The 16,106-nt window shown below is 63.8% G+C and carries 18 protein-coding genes; 13 read left to right on the top strand and 5 right to left on the bottom strand.

The genetic code is table 11. The features are described 5' to 3' along the window. Positions 1-63: 63 nt before the first annotated feature. The 8 genes from AC30QB_RS18340 (at position 64) to AC30QB_RS18305 (ending at position 7,173) form a co-directional block, all read left to right on the top strand. A complete protein-coding gene (locus tag AC30QB_RS18340) occupies positions 64-888 on the top strand; it encodes a proteasome-type protease (RefSeq protein WP_489547700.1) in 825 nt (274 codons plus the stop codon). Then, positions 888-1,724 (top strand): alpha/beta fold hydrolase, encoded by an 837-nt coding sequence (locus tag AC30QB_RS18335; protein WP_489547699.1) that lies wholly within the window; start codon positions 888-890, stop codon positions 1,722-1,724. Before AC30QB_RS18340 ends, AC30QB_RS18335 begins: the two co-directional genes overlap by 1 nt. A gap of 70 nt (positions 1,725-1,794) precedes the next feature. Beyond that, positions 1,795-3,459 (top strand): CTP synthase, encoded by a 1,665-nt coding sequence (pyrG, locus tag AC30QB_RS18330; RefSeq protein ID WP_489547698.1) that lies wholly within the window; start codon positions 1,795-1,797, stop codon positions 3,457-3,459. After that, on the top strand, positions 3,456-4,313 hold the full coding sequence (gene kdsA, locus AC30QB_RS18325; RefSeq protein ID WP_489547697.1) for a 3-deoxy-8-phosphooctulonate synthase: 858 nt from the start codon (positions 3,456-3,458) through the stop codon (positions 4,311-4,313). The genes pyrG and kdsA overlap by 4 nt, the downstream gene beginning before the upstream one ends. 30 nt (positions 4,314-4,343) lie before the next feature. Next, positions 4,344-5,627: a phosphopyruvate hydratase gene (eno, locus tag AC30QB_RS18320; protein WP_489547696.1), complete on the top strand. Its 1,284-nt coding sequence runs from the start codon at positions 4,344-4,346 to the stop codon at positions 5,625-5,627. 2 nt (positions 5,628-5,629) lie between these two features. Further along, positions 5,630-5,914, top strand: coding sequence for a cell division protein FtsB (ftsB, locus tag AC30QB_RS18315; RefSeq protein ID WP_489547719.1), 285 nt, complete (start codon positions 5,630-5,632; stop codon positions 5,912-5,914). A 9-nt stretch (positions 5,915-5,923) separates the two neighbouring features. Beyond that, on the top strand, positions 5,924-6,553 hold the full coding sequence (gene pnuC, locus AC30QB_RS18310; RefSeq protein WP_489547695.1) for a nicotinamide riboside transporter PnuC: 630 nt from the start codon (positions 5,924-5,926) through the stop codon (positions 6,551-6,553). Next, on the top strand, positions 6,550-7,173 hold the full coding sequence (locus AC30QB_RS18305) for an AAA family ATPase (RefSeq protein ID WP_489547694.1): 624 nt from the start codon (positions 6,550-6,552) through the stop codon (positions 7,171-7,173). Before pnuC ends, AC30QB_RS18305 begins: the two co-directional genes overlap by 4 nt. A 5-nt stretch (positions 7,174-7,178) precedes the next feature. On the opposite strand, the gene AC30QB_RS18300 is transcribed toward AC30QB_RS18305, so the two are convergent. The 3 genes from AC30QB_RS18300 to AC30QB_RS18290 are packed head-to-tail and all read right to left on the bottom strand — an operon-like array spanning position 7,179 to position 9,177. Further along, positions 7,179-7,655: a CopD family protein gene (locus AC30QB_RS18300; RefSeq protein ID WP_489547693.1), complete on the bottom strand. Its 477-nt coding sequence runs from the start codon at positions 7,653-7,655 to the stop codon at positions 7,179-7,181. A gap of 41 nt (positions 7,656-7,696) precedes the next feature. Beyond that, entirely contained in the window at positions 7,697-8,653 is a 957-nt protein-coding gene (hslO, locus tag AC30QB_RS18295; protein ID WP_489547692.1) for an Hsp33 family molecular chaperone HslO, read from the bottom strand. Then, positions 8,653-9,177 (bottom strand): gamma carbonic anhydrase family protein, encoded by a 525-nt coding sequence (locus AC30QB_RS18290; protein ID WP_489547691.1) that lies wholly within the window; start codon positions 9,175-9,177, stop codon positions 8,653-8,655. The genes hslO and AC30QB_RS18290 overlap by 1 nt, the downstream gene beginning before the upstream one ends. Before the next feature lie 37 nt (positions 9,178-9,214). On the opposite strand from AC30QB_RS18290, the gene AC30QB_RS18285 reads away from it, so the two are divergent. From AC30QB_RS18285 to AC30QB_RS18270, 4 genes are all read left to right on the top strand, one after another. After that, complete coding sequence (locus AC30QB_RS18285; protein ID WP_489547690.1) at positions 9,215-10,012, top strand: ferritin-like domain-containing protein; 798 nt, start codon at positions 9,215-9,217, stop codon at positions 10,010-10,012. 98 nt (positions 10,013-10,110) lie between these two features. After that, on the top strand, positions 10,111-10,977 hold the full coding sequence (locus AC30QB_RS18280) for a basic amino acid ABC transporter substrate-binding protein (RefSeq protein ID WP_489547689.1): 867 nt from the start codon (positions 10,111-10,113) through the stop codon (positions 10,975-10,977). A 15-nt stretch (positions 10,978-10,992) separates the two neighbouring features. Further along, positions 10,993-11,745: an amino acid ABC transporter permease gene (locus AC30QB_RS18275; RefSeq protein ID WP_489547688.1), complete on the top strand. Its 753-nt coding sequence runs from the start codon at positions 10,993-10,995 to the stop codon at positions 11,743-11,745. Positions 11,746-11,908: 163 nt separating this feature from the next. After that, positions 11,909-12,910 (top strand): porin, encoded by a 1,002-nt coding sequence (locus tag AC30QB_RS18270; RefSeq protein ID WP_489547687.1) that lies wholly within the window; start codon positions 11,909-11,911, stop codon positions 12,908-12,910. A 73-nt stretch (positions 12,911-12,983) separates the two neighbouring features. On the opposite strand, the gene AC30QB_RS18265 is transcribed toward AC30QB_RS18270, so the two are convergent. Together AC30QB_RS18265 and mutL are read right to left on the bottom strand one after the other, a co-directional pair. Then, on the bottom strand, positions 12,984-13,577 hold the full coding sequence (locus AC30QB_RS18265) for a MarC family protein (RefSeq protein ID WP_489547686.1): 594 nt from the start codon (positions 13,575-13,577) through the stop codon (positions 12,984-12,986). 17 nt (positions 13,578-13,594) lie between these two features. Further along, a complete protein-coding gene (mutL, locus tag AC30QB_RS18260) occupies positions 13,595-15,385 on the bottom strand; it encodes a DNA mismatch repair endonuclease MutL (RefSeq protein WP_489547685.1) in 1,791 nt (596 codons plus the stop codon). Positions 15,386-15,457: 72 nt separating this feature from the next. Here mutL and AC30QB_RS18255 point away from each other — a divergent pair, with 72 nt between their 5' ends. Continuing rightward, positions 15,458-16,105, top strand: coding sequence for a DedA family protein (locus tag AC30QB_RS18255; RefSeq protein ID WP_489547684.1), 648 nt, complete (start codon positions 15,458-15,460; stop codon positions 16,103-16,105). Position 16,106 lies beyond the last annotated feature (1 nt).

Here is a 16,106-nt window from a genome sequence, read left to right as displayed (position 1 = left end):
GCGCGGCCCTTCTTCGATACCTCAGGGCGAACGGTGTTCACAAACCACCCAAGAAAGCAAGCCATGACCTACTGCGTAGGCATCAAACTCGACGCCGGGTTGGTGTTTCTTTCCGACTCGCGCACCAACGCCGGCCTCGACCAGATCAGCACTTACCGCAAGATGATGGTCTACGAGAAACCCGACGATCGCTTCATGGTGCTGCTGTCGGCCGGCAACCTGTCGATCTCGCAATCGGTGCGCGAGATTCTTCAGGTCGAGAAGCTCGACAACGGCGACGAGCCGCCCATCACCATCTGGAACGCCACCAGCATGTTTGACGCCGTCCGCGTGCTGGGCAGCGCGGTGCGTCGCATCTACGAGCAAGACGGCCCCTCGCTCAAAAAGTCCGGCATTGACTTCAACGCCTCAATGATCTTCGGCGGGCAGATCGGCGGCGAGGCCATGCGGCTCTTCCTCGTTTACTCGGCGGGCAACTTCATCGAGGCCACGCGCGAGACCTGCTACTTCCAGGTGGGCGAGTCGAAGTACGGCAAGCCGGTGCTCGACCGCATGATCACACCGAGCACACCGCTAGACGAAGCCGCCAAGTGCGCCATGGTGTCCATGGACTCCACGCTCAAGTCCAACCTGTCCGTAGGCTTACCCCTTGACCTGCTGGTGTACGAGGCCGACAAGCTGCAGAGCGACCAGCTGGTGTGCATCGACGAGCAGAACCCTTATTTCCACATGATCCGCAACAGCTGGGGCCAGAAGTTGCGCCAGGTGTTCGAGTCGATCGAAGACCCTCACTGGGACGGCAGCGCCACCGAGTTCCCGCTTTGCGTGAAAGCGGGCCGCTATGAGCCCATGCGCAAGATCACGAATTCGAGCGAGAAAAACATCTGATGAAGAAGAAGGCTGCGCAGGGAACCATCGTGTTCTCCCACGCCAACAGCTTCCCCGCCGGCACCTACCGCGTGCTGTTCGAAGCTTGGCGCAAAGCCGGCTACACCGTGCACGCGGTCGAGAAGTACGGCCACGACCCAGAGCACCCGGTCACCCAGCACTGGCCGCGTCTGCGCGACCAACTGCTCCAGTTCACCGAAGCGCACGCGAAGGAGCCGGTGTTCTTCGTCGGCCACTCGCTGGGCGGCTTCTTGAGCCTGCTGGCCGCAGCCAAGCGCCCCGACCTCGCCCGCGGCGTGCTGCTGCTCGACTCGCCCATCATTGGCGGCCTGCTCACACCCACCATCCAGCTCGCCAAAATGACAGGCTTGGTCCAGCGCTTCTCACCGGCCCACATCTCCAAGGGCCGGCGCAGGCATTGGCCGACGAAAGAGGCGGCGCATGCCCATTTCGCCAGCAAGGCTTCATTTGCCCGCTGGGCGCCCGAGGTGCTGCACGACTACATCGAGTGCGGCATAGAGCCCGACGAAGCCGGCGGCTACACCCTGAGCTTCACCCGCGAAGTCGAGACCGACATCTACGACACCCTCCCTCACGACATTCCCAGCTTCCTGCGTCGCCACCCGCTGAAATGCCCGCTCGCCTTCGTGGGTGGCACGCAGTCGACCGAGGTGAGGCAGGTGGGCATGTCGACCACCGAGCGCCTGGCCGCGGGCCGGGTGTCATGGGTCGAAGGCTCTCACCTGTTTCCCTTCGAGCGGCCGGAAGAATCGACCGCCGAAGTGCTGAAGTGGCTGAAAGCGCTGGCAGAAGAACCAGTGTCAGCACCGGGGTAAGGCGCTCAGTCGCACGCCTATAATCGCGCTTTACCACCAGCGCATTTGCATCATGCAAGTGCCAACAGCAATGACCAAGTTCGTCTTTGTCACCGGCGGTGTGGTGTCCTCGCTGGGCAAGGGCATCGCGGCTGCGTCGCTTGCAGCGATTCTTGAATCGCGCGGCCTCAAGGTCACCCTCATCAAGCTCGACCCCTACCTCAACGTCGACCCGGGCACCATGTCGCCCTTCCAGCACGGCGAGGTGTTCGTCACCGACGACGGGGCCGAGACCGACCTCGACCTGGGCCACTACGAGCGCTTCATCACCACCAAGATGAAGAAGGCCAACAACTTCACCACCGGGCAAATCTACAAGAGCGTGCTTGAGAAAGAGCGGCGCGGTGACTACCTCGGCAAGACGGTGCAGGTGATTCCACACGTCACCAACGAGATTCAAGACTTCGTGAAGCGCGGTGCCGGCCTGGGCACCGACCACGCCGTCGATGTGGCCATCGTCGAGATCGGCGGCACGGTGGGCGACATCGAGTCGCTGCCCTTCTTGGAAGCCGTGCGCCAGATGAGCCTGCGCATGGGCCCCAACAGCTGTGCCTTTGTGCACCTGACCTACGTACCCTGGATCGCCGCCGCCGGCGAGTTGAAGACCAAACCCACCCAACACACGGTACAGAAGATGCGCGAGATCGGCATTCAGCCCGACGCACTTTTGTGCCGCGCCGACCGCGCCATTCCCGACGAAGAGCGCGAGAAGATTTCGCTCTTCACCAACGTGCCCGAATGGGGCGTGATCTCGGTGTGGGACGCCGACACCATTTACAAGGTGCCGCGCATGCTGCACGAGCAGGGCCTCGACGGCCTGATCTGCGACAAGCTGCGCATCAACACGCCGCCCGCAAACCTGAAACGCTGGGACGATCTGGTGCGCGAGGTGGAGCACCCGCAGCGCGAGGTCACCATTGGCATGTGCGGCAAGTACACCGACCTGTCGGACTCGTACAAGTCGCTCAACGAGGCGCTGCGCCACGCCGGCATCCAGAACCACGCCAAGATCAACATCGAGTACGTTGATTCTGAAACGCTGACCACCGCCAACGTGAGCCAGCTCGCGCGCTTCGACGCCATCCTGGTGCCCGGCGGCTTCGGTAAGCGCGGCGTCGAGGGCAAGATCCTCACCGCCCAGTTTGCCCGCGAGCACAAGCTGCCCTACTTGGGCATCTGCCTGGGCATGCAGGTGGCCACCATCGAGTACGCGCGCCACAAGGCGGGCCTGGCCAACGCCAACAGCACCGAGTTCGAAGCCGACACGCCGCACCCCGTGATCGCGCTGATCGAAGAGTGGCAAGACGCCGACGGTTCCATCCAAAAGCGCAACGTCAATTCCGACCTCGGCGGCACCATGCGCCTGGGCGCGCAAAGCTCCGACGTGAAGCCCGGCACCCTGGCCCATGAGATCTATGGCGATGTGGTCACCGAGCGCCACCGCCACCGCTACGAAGCCAACGTGAACTACCTCGACAAGCTTACCGAAGCGGGCTTGGTGATCTCAGCGCTCACACAGCGCGAGAGGCTCACCGAGATCGTGGAGCTGCCGCGCAACGTGCACCCGTGGTTCATGGGTGTGCAGTTTCACCCTGAGTTCAAGTCCACGCCTTGGGGTGGCCACCCGCTGTTCAGGTCGTACATCGAAGCGGCTTTGGCGCATCAAGCGTCGCGCACTGCGAAGGTGGCGGCATGAAGCTGTGCGGGTTCGACGTCGGCCTCGACAAGCCCTTCTTCTTGATCGCGGGGCCTTGCGTTGTCGAATCAGAGCAGTTGCAGATCGACGTCGCGGGCACGCTGAAAGAAATGACTTCAGCGCTCGGCATCCCGTTCATCTTCAAGAGCAGCTACGACAAGGCCAACCGCTCGTCGGGCACCACCTTTCGTGGCCCCGGCATGGAAAAGGGCCTAGAGATCCTCGGCAAGGTGAAGCGCGAGCTGAAGGTGCCGGTGTTGACCGACGTGCACAGCATCGACGAGATCACCGCCGTGGCCTCGGTGGTCGACGTGCTGCAAACGCCTGCCTTTCTGTGCCGCCAAACCGACTTCATCCACGCGGTGGCGCAGTCGGGCAAGCCGGTCAACATCAAGAAGGGTCAGTTCCTTAGCCCCCATGACATGAAGAACGTGATCGACAAGGCGCGTGCGGCCGCCAAGGCCCGCGGCCTGAACGAAGACAACTTCATGGCCTGTGAGCGTGGCGCGAGCTTTGGCTACAACAACCTGGTCAGCGACATGCGCTCGCTGGCCATCATGCGCGAAACCGGCGCGCCGGTGGTGTTCGACGCGACCCACTCCGTGCAATTGCCCGGTGGGCAAGGCACCAGCTCAGGCGGGCAACGTGAGTTCGTACCGGTGCTGGCGCGTGCGGCCATTGCCGTCGGTGTGGCCGGCGTGTTCATGGAGACACACCCCGACCCCAACAATGCCATGAGCGACGGCCCGAACGCCGTGCCGCTCAAGCACATGAAGGCCCTACTCGAGCAGTTGCTCGCGCTGGATCGAGTGATCAAGAAGCAGCCGCTGTTGGAAAACGACTTCTCCTGCTGAATTTTTAGAACCATCGAAGAGGAAGACTGAATGAGCGCCATTGTTGACATCGTCGGCCGCGAGATTCTCGACAGCCGCGGCAACCCCACCGTCGAGTGCGACGTGCTGCTTGAGAGCGGCACCATGGGCCGAGCGGCTGTGCCCTCGGGCGCGTCCACCGGGTCACGCGAAGCCATTGAGCTGCGCGACGGCGACAAGAGCCGCTATCTCGGCAAGGGCGTGCTCAAGGCCGTTGAACACGTCAACACCGAGATCAGCGAAGCCGTGCTCGGGCTCGACGCCTCGGAGCAAGCCTTTCTCGACCGCACCTTGCTTGACCTCGACGGCACCGAAAACAAGAGCCGCCTCGGCGCCAACGCTACGCTGGCCGTCTCGATGGCCGTGGCACGCGCTGCGGCCGAAGAAAGCGGCCTGCCGCTGTACCGCTACTTCGGTGGCTCGGGCGCCATGCAGATGCCGGTGCCGATGATGAACGTCATCAACGGCGGCGCGCACGCCAACAACAACCTCGACCTGCAAGAGCTGATGATCATTCCCGTGGGAGCGCCGAGCTTCCGCGAGGCCGTGCGCTACGGCGCCGAGGTGTTCCACGCGCTGAAGAAGATCATCGCCGCAAAGGGCATGAGCACCGCGGTCGGCGACGAAGGCGGCTTTGCCCCCAGCGTGGCCAACCACGAAGCGGCCATTCAGATGATTCTGGAAGCCATCGACAAGGCCGGCTACACCGCAGGCGAGCAGATTGCCATCGGCCTCGACTGCGCAGCCAGCGAGTTCTACAAAGACGGCAAGTACGTGCTGGGCAGCGAAGGCCTCACGCTGAGTGCCCCCGAGTGGACCGACGTGCTGGCCAACTGGGTCGACAAGTACCCCATCATCAGCATTGAAGACGGCATGCACGAAGGCGACTGGGAAGGCTGGAAGCACCTGACCGAACGCCTGGCCAAGAAAGTGCAGTTGGTGGGCGACGACCTCTTCGTCACCAACACCAAGATCCTGCGCGAAGGCATCGAGAAGGGCATTGCCAACTCGATCCTGATCAAGATCAACCAGATCGGCACGCTGACCGAGACCTTCGCCGCCATCGAGATGGCCAAGCGCGCCAACTACACGGCCGTGATCTCGCACCGCTCGGGTGAGACCGAAGACTCGACCATCGCCGACATTGCGGTCGGCACCAACGCCGGCCAGATCAAGACCGGTTCCATGAGCCGCAGCGACCGCATGGCCAAGTACAACCAGCTGCTTCGCATCGAAGAAGACCTGGGTGACGTGGCCAGCTACCCGGGCCGCGCAGCGTTCTACAACTTGCGCTAAAGCTGGCTGTGAGGATCGTCACCTTCGCACTGATCGCCTTGCTGGCGCTGGTGCATGTCGAACTCTGGTTCGGCAAAGGTGGCGTGCCGCGTGTGATGGAGCTTGAAGGCAAGCTGCGAACCCAGAAGACCGACAACGAAGCCGCCCATGCGCGCAACGACCAGATCACCGCTGAAGTGCGTGACCTGAAAGAAGGCCTGGAGATGGTGGAAGAGAAGGCCCGCTTCGAGCTGGGCATGGTCAAGCCGGACGAGATTTACGTCCAGGTGTCGACCGCCAAACATTAGTCTCTGCGGATGGATGCGCTGCTGCAATCGCTGCAGCCTTTCTTCGCTGCCGCGTTTACGCTCTGGGGCTCCCCGGTCAGCTGGCTGGAGATCGTGGCCTTTGTGCTGGCGATCGCGATGGTGGTGCTCAACATCCGTGCCAACCCCGCCGGCTGGCCGCTGGCCATCATCAGCTCCCTGCTCTACTTCACGCTCTTCTACAGCAGCAAGCTCTACGGCGATGCCAGCCTGCAGATCGTCTTTGCCGTCGTGGCCGGCTGGGGCTGGTGGCAGTGGCTGCGTGGCACGCAGGCCGATGGCACGGCGCTTGTGGTGCGCTCCGTGGGCAAGCAGGGCCGCTGGCTGATGCTGGGCATATTGGCCATCACCTGGCCAGCCATCGGTCTCTTTCTAAAGCACTACACCGACACCGACGTGCCCTGGTGGGACGCCTTCCCCACCGCCGCCAGCCTCATCGGCCAATGGCTGCTGGGCCGCAAGTACGTGGAGAACTGGCCCACCTGGGTCATCGTCAACGTGGTCAGCGTGGCGCTGTTTGCGTACAAGGGTTTGTGGCTCACCACCGTGCTGTACCTCATCTTCATCGCGATGGCGCTCGTCGGCTGGCGAGCCTGGCTGCGGCTGGCCGCAAAGACATGAGCTGCATCATCGCCATCGTGGGCGCCGAGAGCACCGGCAAGACGACCGTGGCTTCGCAGCTGGCCACGGCTTTGCGTGCAGAAGGCCGCAGCGTCACACTGGTCAGCGAGTACCTGCGCGAGTTTTGTGAGCTGCAGGGCCGCACGCCGCACGTGCATGAGCAAGCCGCCATTGCAGCCGAGCAAACCCGCCGCATTGCCGAGGCCGCGCAGACGCACGAGCTGGTGGTGGCCGACACCACGGCCGTGATGATTGCGGTCTACAGCGAGACGGTGTTCGCCGATCGCAGCGTGTATGCACAAGCCGAAGCGTCACAGCGCGAGTACGGCTTGACCCTGCTCACCGCCCTCGATCTGCCCTGGCGTGCCGATGGCTTGCAGCGCGACGGCCCCCATGTGCGCGAGCCCGTCACGGCACTGGTTCGTACCAGCCTCGCGAGAGCCGGTGTGGCTTACTCGGTGATCAGTGGCGCAGGCGATGAAAGGCTTGCTTCGGCATTGGCCGCCGTACGGCAGACCTTGCAGCCGCCAGCAGACCCGCGGGCTCCGCGCTGGCAGTGGACGTGCGAGCGGTGTGGTGAGGCCAGCTGCGAGCGGCAACTGCTGCCATGCCGCGGCTGAACGAATCAGGTCGCGGCGCCCAGCACCACGACCACGATGATCAGCGTGCCCAGCGCGAGATTCGCGCCTACCCAGAAGCGAATTTCGCTCAGGGCCGCGCCACCGGCAGGCCAGTCTTGCGCGGTGACCGCACGCTGCAAGCGCTTGTAGAGCGCAAAGCGGATGTGGCCGAAGATCAGGAACATCAGCACGCCCAGGCCGGCCATGGCCATCCAGTCGACCGGCATGTGGAACGGCGCACCCGTGATGCGCGCAGCCTGCGCCGCGCGCATGACCATGGCCGTGCCACTGGCGAGCGCCGCCAGCGCCAACCACAGCACGATTGAGAAGAAGCGCCCCAACGCCTGGGCCATCAAGGGCACACGCACCGGTGGTTCCAGCGTCATCGCCGCAGGCCGCAGGCAGAACAGCGCAAAGAACATTCCACCAATCCAGACCACGGCAGAGCCGAGGTGCAGCAGCTTCAGCAGTGCATAAGCCATGTCGTGTACCCCAATGGTGAGTTCGGTGAGATCAATGCAGATCAGTTGAGTGTCGCCGAGCCCGGCGGCTGCCGGTCTTGAGGCGTAAACAATTCACCCACGTCCACCGGGTCGAAGTGGTACTTCACGCCGCAGAAGTCACACGCGATCTCGACCCTGCGCTGCTCGGCAATGATGCCGTCGACCTCGTCGCGCCCCAGGCTCTTGAGCATGTTGCCCACGCGCTCGCGCGAGCAGGTGCAAACGAATCTCGGCGCCACCGGCTCGTAGCGCGTGACCGCCTCTTCCCAATAGAGGCGGCGCAGCAGCGTGTCGGCATCGAGCGATAGCAATTCTTCGCTCGTGAGCGTGGCGGTGAGGTGGGCAATGCGGTTGTAGGCTTCGTTGATGCCGATCTCGTCTTCGTTCTTCTGCCCGAGATTGCCCACGCCTTCGACGGGCAGCCGCTGGATCAGCAAACCGGCCGCGATGTCGTCGTTGGCCGCCAAGATGAGCTTGGTATCAAGCTGCTCCGACTGCAGCATGTAGTGCTCCAGCACCTCGCTCAGGTGGTGCAGCGGCTCGCGTTGATCGCCATGCAAAGCCACCACCCCTTGGTAAGGCTGCTGGCCGGGAAACTTGTCTTTGGGGTCGAGCGTGATCGCGCATCGGCCCGCGCCGTTCACATTGAGCAGCGTGTCGAGCCGCGGCGCTTCAGGCATCTCGCCGACCACCTTGGCCGTGACGCGAAACGACAGGTCGGGCTGCACCTCGGTCACGGCGAGCTTGACCGGGCCGTCACCGTAGATCTGCATGATCAGCGAGCCATTGAACTTGATGTTGGACTGCATCAGCACACCGGCGGCGGCCATCTCGCCCAGCAGCGCCCGCACGGGCTGCGGGAAGGCGTCTTGTGCCACTTCGCGGCGGTGCAAGACCTCGCGCCAGTCATTCGTCAGGCGCACCAGCAGGCCGCGCACGGGCAGGCCATCGAACAGAAACTTGTGCAATTCACTCATCAGGCAATCTTTTTCAGCCCCGCTTTGAATCGCTGGGCGTTGTCGACATAGTGCAGCGCGCTGCGCTTCAAGCCCTCGACCTGCTCGGGCGTGAGCAGGCGCACGGCCTTGGCCGGCGAGCCGATGATCATGGAGCCGTCGGGGAACTCTTTACCTTCGGTGATCAGCGCGCTTGCGCCCACCAGGCAATGCTTGCCGATCTTGGCGCCGTTGAGCACCACCGCACCGATGCCGATCAACGAGCCTTCGCCGATGGTGCAGCCGTGCAGCATCACCCGATGGCCCACCGTCACGTTGTCGGCCAGTGTGACCGGGTAGCCATGGTCGGCATGGATCACGGTGCCGTCTTGCACGTTGGAGTTCTTGCCGATGGTGATGCGCTCGGTGTCACCACGCAGGATGGCCCCAAACCACACGCTCGCGTTGTCGGCGAGTGTCACCGCGCCCATGACCTGGGCGCTGTCGGCGACCCAGGCGGTGTCAGCGATGTCGGGCGTGTCGTCACCGAGTTGGTAGAGGGCCATGGGCGCGGTCTTGAGTGCGAAGCCGATAATTCTAGGGATGAACCCAAGACACCGCGCCCTGGAGGTCTTGTGCCTGCGCGACCCGATCGAGAAGGCAGCTGAAGCACGTGCCTTGTTCGCTGGGCTCAACAGCCATCTGATCGACCCGCTCGCAACCATCAATGCCCCGCCCGGCCTGCCGGGCCGCCCGGCGCGCCCGGCCCTGCTGCCGCCTCGGCAAGTGCCCTCGCGCACGCCCTTTACGCCCGAAGGCCGGGCCGCGCTGATCCATGCCATCGCGCACATTGAGTTCAACGCCATCAACCTGGCGCTAGACGCCGCGTTTCGCTTCGCCGACATGCCCGTGGCCTTCTACGTCGACTGGTTGCGCGTGGCCAGCGAAGAGGCGCTGCACTTCAGCCTGCTGCGCGAGCACCTGCAAAGCCTAGGCCACGACTACGGTGACTTCGATGCCCACGACGGGCTGTGGCTGATGACCCAGCGCACCAGCGGCGACGTGGTCGCGCGCATGGCACTGGTGCCACGCACACTCGAAGCCCGCGGGCTTGATGCCACACCGCCGCTGCAAGCCAAGTTCGGCCGCGCCGGTGATGGGCGCGCCGTCGAGATCCTCAGCATCATCTTGCGCGACGAGGTGGGCCATGTCGCCATCGGCAACCACTGGTACCGCTGGCTGTGCGAGCGCGATGGGCTGGACCCGATCGCGCATTACGCTGAGCTGGCCCTTCGACATGAGGCCCCGAAGCTGCGCCCGCCCTTCAACTGGCCGGCACGCGAAGCCGCTGGGTTTACTGCCGATGAAATGGCCAGGCTGGACGCCAGCACGTCGACCTGACAGGCCTTGCCAATGGCGCGCATCTTGCTGCTAAGGGGGTCTATGCCGCCAGTACACTGGTGCCCCTTCGCGCGACGCGCCCCCATCCGAGGATGTCCATGACCGCCATATCTACCCGACGCTTTTTGCAAACCAGCGCCTTGCTGATCACCGGCCTGCTGCTCTCGGCCTGCGGCAAGAAGGCTGAAGAAACACCAGCACCGCCCGCAGCGCCGATGGCCGCAGCTTCGGCGCCCGCACCGGCCGCCAAGGTCTACGTGGTGGGCACCGATGCCGCTTACGCACCCTTCGAGTCGCAAAACGAAAAAGGCGAGATCGTCGGCTTCGACATCGACGTGGTCAATGCCGTGGCCAAAAAGGCCGGCATCGAAGTGAAGTTCGTCAACACGCCGTGGGAAGGCATTTTCAACACGCTGCAGCAGGGCGACCGCGACATGCTCGTGTCTGCCGTGACCATCACCGACGAGCGCAAGCAGAGCAACGACTTCAGCAACCCCTACTTCGACGCGCAGCAGCTGATCGCGGTCAAGGGCAACTCCAAGATCTCGAAGTTCGACGACATCAAAAAGCTCAAGGTCGGCGTGCAAACCGGCACCACCGGCGACGAAGTGGTGAGCAAGCTCCAAGGCAAGACCAGCGCCAACATCAAGCGCTTCGAGTCCACACCCTTGGCCCTGAAAGAGCTGGAAGCCGGGGGTGTCGACGCTGTGGTCGCTGACAACGGCGTGGTCATCAACTACGTGACCAACAACGCCGGCAGCAAGTTCAAGACCGTCGCCGACAAGGCCTTCGCGCCCGAGCAATACGGCCTGGTGGTGAAAAAGGGCAACGCCGACCTGCTGGGCAAGCTGAACAAGGGCCTGGCCGACATCAGAGCCGACGGCAGCTACGACCAGATCTACACCAAGTACTTCGGCGCCGCTCCCACTGGGGCGGGTGCACCGGCCGCAGCGGCCTCGAAGTAAGACGAGACACCGACGGTGGATCTGCGCTGGGAGATCCTGGCTGGCTACGGGCCCTTGTTCGTGGCCGGCCTGTGGATGACCATCTCGCTCACCGTCGTTTCAATTTGCTCTGGCTTGGTGTTGGGCGTGCTGCTGGGGCTGATCAGCAGCTCGCGCGACGCACCCCAGCCCACGTCGCTACCGCTGGCCTTCGGCTTGCGCGCACTGCGCATCGTCACGCTGGCCTACGTCACTTTCTTCCGCGGCACGCCGCTCTTCGTGCAAATTCTTCTGGTGCACTTTGCGCTCATGCCCTTGCTCATACATCCAGACAACGGACTGCTGCTGGCGGGTGAAGCGGCGCGCGAGTTTCGCCAGTCTCACGGCGCATTCTTTTCGGGTGCGTTGGCCCTCAGCCTGAACGCGGGGGCGTACATCTCCGAGATCTTCCGCGCCGGCATACAGAGCATTCACCTCGGCCAGACCCAAGCCAGCTACAGCCTGGGCCTGACCCACCCGCAGGCCATGCGCTTCGTCGTGCTGCCGCAGGCGTTTCGGCGCATGTTGCCGGCGCTGGTGAACGAAGGCATCACGCTGATCAAAGACTCATCGCTGGTCTCGGCCATCGGGCTCGGCGAGCTGGCCCTAGCGGCCCGCACCGTCGCCGGCGCGTACTCGCGTTATTGGGAGCCTTACCTCGCCATCTCGGTGATGTACCTGGCCCTGACCCTGCTGCTGTCGTTGCTTGCAAAACGCTTGGAAGCCCCCGCGCACCAACGCGGTCGCTGACATGTGATAACCATCTGATTCACACAATTTCGTGTTGCGCAAGAGCAACGTGGGCGGGGTTTTCCATGACGGGCACGCCTAAACTCACGCCGCGGTTGTGCGGGCATACAGCACAACCTCGTGACACCCCCCGCGGTACTCACTCCGCACATCAATAAAAGGAATGCTCATGAAGCGCTCTCTCCTCATCGCCGCCCTGTCCACCGTGGCTGCTGGTTCGGCTCTGGCTCAAAGCTCGGTCACCGTCTACGGTCGTTTGAATGAGTCTGTGGAACACCAAAAGATCGGCGATACCAGCAAGAACGTTCTGCAAGACAGCGCCTCGCGTATCGGTTTCAAAGGTACCGAAGATCTGGGTGGCGGTCTGAAGGCCAACTTCGTGCTCGAACACGGCTTCAACGTCGACACCGGCACCGCGGCCGGCGGCGGGCAATTCTGGAACCGCGAGTCGACTGTCGGTCTGTCGCATGCTTCGTTCGGCGCCATCCGTCTGGGCAACATGCCCGCTTCGGAAGCCTACTTTGCCACCGCCGACTACGTGTCCATGCACAACCATGACACCGGCACCTCGTCTGACGCGCTCTGGTCGTTCCTGTCGCTGCAGACCGGTAGCCTGATCAACACCGTGGCGTACACCTCGCCGACCTTTGGCGGCCTGCGTTTCGACGCACAGTACCGTCTGGGCGAAGGCCAAGCCCAACCCGTCCCGTTCAATCATCAGCGTTCCTTCGCCGTGAACTTCGACCAAGGCCCTCTGCACCTGGGTCTGGGTCTCGAAGCCCTGGCGGACGAGCGCAAGAGCGTGACCCTGCGTGGCCTGTATGAACTGGGTGCGTTTACCTTTGGTGGCTACTTCGAGCGCGACTCGGGCACGAACACCACCACCGCCCTTGACACCAAGCGCAACAACGTTCGCCTGTCGGGCATGTACACCATGGGTGCTTCCGAGTTCCACGCCAACGTCGGCGTCGCCGGCAAGGTCGCTGGCGTTGCAGACACCGACGCCAAGCAATTCACGCTGGGCTACAACTACAACCTGAGCAAGCGCACCAAGGTCTACGCCTTCTACACGAAGGTCGACAACAAGGCCGCTGCAGCCTACGCAACAGGCGCTGCAGGCGTCGACTTCTCGTCGGCCGCTCTGGGCGTTCGCCACAACTTCTGATCTCCCGATCAGCAAGCCAAGCATGAGAAACGGCCGGTCGAAAGACCGGCCGTTTTTCTTTGTGCGCTGAAAACTAGCCGAGAAAGTAGCGCTTGAGGCCGGCCAGGATCATCTCGACCGCAATGGCGGTCAGCACCAGGCCCATCAGTTTCTCGACTGCCGACACCACCGAGTCGCCCACCCAGCGGCGTATGCGATCGCACAGCAGCAGCACCGCCAGCGAGACCCCCATGGCACAGGCCAAGGCACCCACCCAGCTGAGCATGCGCTCGGGCTGGCGCGACGCCAGCAGCAGCACGGTCGCCATGGCCGATGGCCCGGCGAGCAGCGGCACCGCCAGCGGGAAGATCAGCGGCTCTTTGCCTTCAGGCGTGCCGTACACGCTGCCTTCGTGGCTGAAGATCATGCGGATGGCCACCATCAGCAAGATCACGCCACCCGCCACTTCGAGTGAGCGCTCCGAAAGGTGCATCACGCTCAAAAAGCCTTCGCCGAGGAACATGAAGGCGAACAGCACCGCGAACGCGATGCCCACCTCACGCAATGCCACCCAGCGCCGCCGCTCGCGCGCCACCTGGCGCATCACCGGAATGAACACGGGCAGGCTGCCCAAGGGGTCGAGCACCAACAGCAGCAAGATGAAGGCCGACAGAAAGTTGTGGTCCATCGCGGCGCTAGCCCTCTTCAGCGCCCGCGCCAGAACAGGGCGTCGAGCTCTTTCATGGTGATCTGCCGCCAAGTCGGGCGACCATGGTTGCACTGGTCGGCGCGCGCTGTGCGCTCCATGTCGCGCAGCAGCGCATTCATCTCGTCGACGGTGAGCTGGCGGTTGGCGCGCACCGCACCGTGGCAGGCCATGGTCGACAGCAGCTCATGCTGGGCGCGCTGGATCACGCTGCTGGCGTCGTACTGCGCCAGCTCGGCCAGCACGCTGCGCGCAAGCTCCACCACGTCGCCACCGGCCAGTGCGGCAGGCCGCGAGCGCACCGCCAGGGTCGTGGCCGACAACACCGACACATCCAGCCCCAGCTTCAGCAGGTTCTCAGTCTGAGACTGCGTGGTTGCGATCTCTTGCGCCGTGGCCGCAAACGTCGCAGGGATCAGCAAAGGCTGCGACTCGATCGCGGCGGCGCCCAGGCTCGCCTTCAATCGCTCATAGACGATGCGCTCGTGCGCCGCATGCATGTCGACAATGACCAGCCCCTGCGCGTTTTCGGCCAGCACGAACACACCGCCGATTTGCGCGACCGCCATGCCGAGTGGCAAATCACCGACGGGCAAGGCGACAGCAGCGGCAGTGGCCGGCACCACCCATGCAGCGGCGGGCTCCTGGGCATACAGCACCGCAACTTGCTCCAAACCCAGCGAAGCCTGTGACGCAAGCGGTCGGTAGCTTGAAAGAATGCCAGGCGCCTGAGACTGAGGGGTCGCGCTTGCCTGCGGCGTTGAGGATGACGCCGTTGCAGCCTGCGGCGGCGCCAGCCCAGACTCAACCGCACGCCGCACTGCCTGATGCACCTCCCGTGAATCACGAAAGCGCACCTCGATCTTGGTCGGGTGCACGTTCACGTCCACCCGCTCTGGCGAGATCTCGATGAACAGCACATAAGCCGGCTGGCGACCGCCATGCAGCACGTCTTCGTAGGCCGACCGCACACCGTGGGCCAGCAGCTTGTCGCGCACATAGCGGCCGTTGACGTAAACATATTGCTGATCGGCACGCGTGCGTGCAGCAGCAGGCGTGCCGGCCCGGCCGGTCACGCGCAGCGGGCCGATCGCGAACGACACCTCACGGCTTTCACTGATGAATTCTTCGCCCAGCACCTCGCGCACGCGCTGGCCCGGTGCCGTTGCACGACGCCACTGCTGCACCAGCCTGCCTTCGTGCCAGATGGCAAAACCCACATCGGGCCGCACCAGGGCATGCCGGCGCACGGCCTCAACACAATGCGCCAGCTCGGTCGCGTCGGTCTTCAAGAATTTGCGGCGTGCCGGCGTGCTGAAGAACAGCTCACGCACCTCCACGCTTGTGCCCACGCCGCGCGCTGCCGGCACCAGCTCGCCCGAGCGGGCGTCGATGCGCTGCGCGTGGCTTGCACCGTGGGTGCGGCTGGCAATGCTCAGCTCGGCCACAGAGGCGATGGCCGCAAGCGCCTCGCCTCTAAAGCCCATGGTCGCCACGTTTTCCAGCTCGTTGAGCGAGGCAATCTTGCTGGTGGCATGGCGGCGCAAGGCCAGGGGCAGCTCGTCAGATGGAATGCCGGCACCATCGTCTTCAACCACGATGCTGCGCACGCCCCCCGCCATCAGCTTGACCACCACCTCGGTGGCGCCCGCATCGAGCGCGTTGTCGACCAGCTCGCGCACCACCGAGGCCGGGCGCTCCACCACCTCACCGGCGGCAATCTGGCTGATCAACTCATCGGGCAGCTCGCGTATGGGGCGGCGGAGGGTGGGCTGCGGCACGGCGTTCATCGGGGCATTGTATGAATCCGCCCCCGCACCCCAACAAGCCCCTCACCAGGCCCACCCCGATAATGCCGCCGCATGGACATCCTCGGCTTTCTCTTCGATTTCATCCTGCACGTCGACGTGCACCTGGCCACCTTCGTGCAGACCTACGGCGCCTGGGTCTATGCCCTGCTCTTCCTGATCATCTTCGTGGAAACCGGCGTCGTGGTGATGCCTTTCCTGCCCGGCGACTCGCTGCTGTTCGTCGTGGGCACGATGTGCGGCGCCGGCCTGATGAGCCTGCCTCTGTCGATCGGTTTGCTGACAGCCGCAGCCATACTCGGCAACCAGAGCAACTACACCATCGGCCGCTACTTCGGGCCCAAGGTGTTCAAGTGGGAGAACTCTCGCTTCTTCAACAAAAAGGCCTTCGAGCAAGCCCACGCCTTCTACGAAAAATACGGGGGCATCACCATCATCGCGGCGCGCTTCATGCCCTTCCTGCGCACCTTCGCGCCTTTCGTGGCCGGCGTGGCGCAGATGACGCGTGGCAAGTTCACCTTGTATGACGTGAGCGGTGCAGCTCTGTGGGTGGGCGGTGTGACGACCGCCGGCTACGTGTTCGGCGGCATCCCCTGGATCAAGGAAAACCTGGACAAGATCATCTGGGCCGCCATCTTGCTGCCCGGGCTCTTGGTGATCTTCGGTGCCTGGAAGGCACGCCGCAAGCCGAAAAGCTCCTGAG

Origin of the sequence: Rhizobacter sp. (assembly GCF_046595475.1) — a bacterium.
GTDB lineage: Bacteria > Pseudomonadota > Gammaproteobacteria > Burkholderiales > Burkholderiaceae_C > Rhizobacter.
This window is presented reverse-complemented; position numbering and strand designations above follow the sequence as displayed.

Bases quoted from the DNA above. Each gene is read 5' to 3' on its own strand.
- hslO (WP_489547692.1), bottom strand. From the start codon at position 8,653: ATGAGTGAATTGCACAAGTTTCTGTTCGATGGCCTGCCCGTGCGCGGC.
- pyrG (WP_489547698.1), top strand. From the start codon at position 1,795: ATGACCAAGTTCGTCTTTGTCACCGGCGGTGTGGTGTCCTCGCTGGGC.
- mutL (WP_489547685.1), bottom strand. From the start codon at position 15,385: ATGAACGCCGTGCCGCAGCCCACCCTCCGCCGCCCCATACGCGAGCTG.
- AC30QB_RS18340 (WP_489547700.1), top strand. From the start codon at position 64: ATGACCTACTGCGTAGGCATCAAACTCGACGCCGGGTTGGTGTTTCTT.
- AC30QB_RS18335 (WP_489547699.1), top strand. From the start codon at position 888: ATGAAGAAGAAGGCTGCGCAGGGAACCATCGTGTTCTCCCACGCCAAC.
- AC30QB_RS18265 (WP_489547686.1), bottom strand. From the start codon at position 13,577: ATGGACCACAACTTTCTGTCGGCCTTCATCTTGCTGCTGTTGGTGCTC.
- AC30QB_RS18290 (WP_489547691.1), bottom strand. From the start codon at position 9,177: ATGGCCCTCTACCAACTCGGTGACGACACGCCCGACATCGCTGACACC.
- AC30QB_RS18305 (WP_489547694.1), top strand. From the start codon at position 6,550: ATGAGCTGCATCATCGCCATCGTGGGCGCCGAGAGCACCGGCAAGACG.
- AC30QB_RS18280 (WP_489547689.1), top strand. From the start codon at position 10,111: ATGACCGCCATATCTACCCGACGCTTTTTGCAAACCAGCGCCTTGCTG.
- pnuC (WP_489547695.1), top strand. From the start codon at position 5,924: ATGGATGCGCTGCTGCAATCGCTGCAGCCTTTCTTCGCTGCCGCGTTT.
- AC30QB_RS18285 (WP_489547690.1), top strand. From the start codon at position 9,215: ATGAACCCAAGACACCGCGCCCTGGAGGTCTTGTGCCTGCGCGACCCG.
- AC30QB_RS18300 (WP_489547693.1), bottom strand. From the start codon at position 7,655: ATGGCTTATGCACTGCTGAAGCTGCTGCACCTCGGCTCTGCCGTGGTC.
- eno (WP_489547696.1), top strand. From the start codon at position 4,344: ATGAGCGCCATTGTTGACATCGTCGGCCGCGAGATTCTCGACAGCCGC.
- kdsA (WP_489547697.1), top strand. From the start codon at position 3,456: ATGAAGCTGTGCGGGTTCGACGTCGGCCTCGACAAGCCCTTCTTCTTG.
- AC30QB_RS18255 (WP_489547684.1), top strand. From the start codon at position 15,458: ATGGACATCCTCGGCTTTCTCTTCGATTTCATCCTGCACGTCGACGTG.
- AC30QB_RS18270 (WP_489547687.1), top strand. From the start codon at position 11,909: ATGCTCATGAAGCGCTCTCTCCTCATCGCCGCCCTGTCCACCGTGGCT.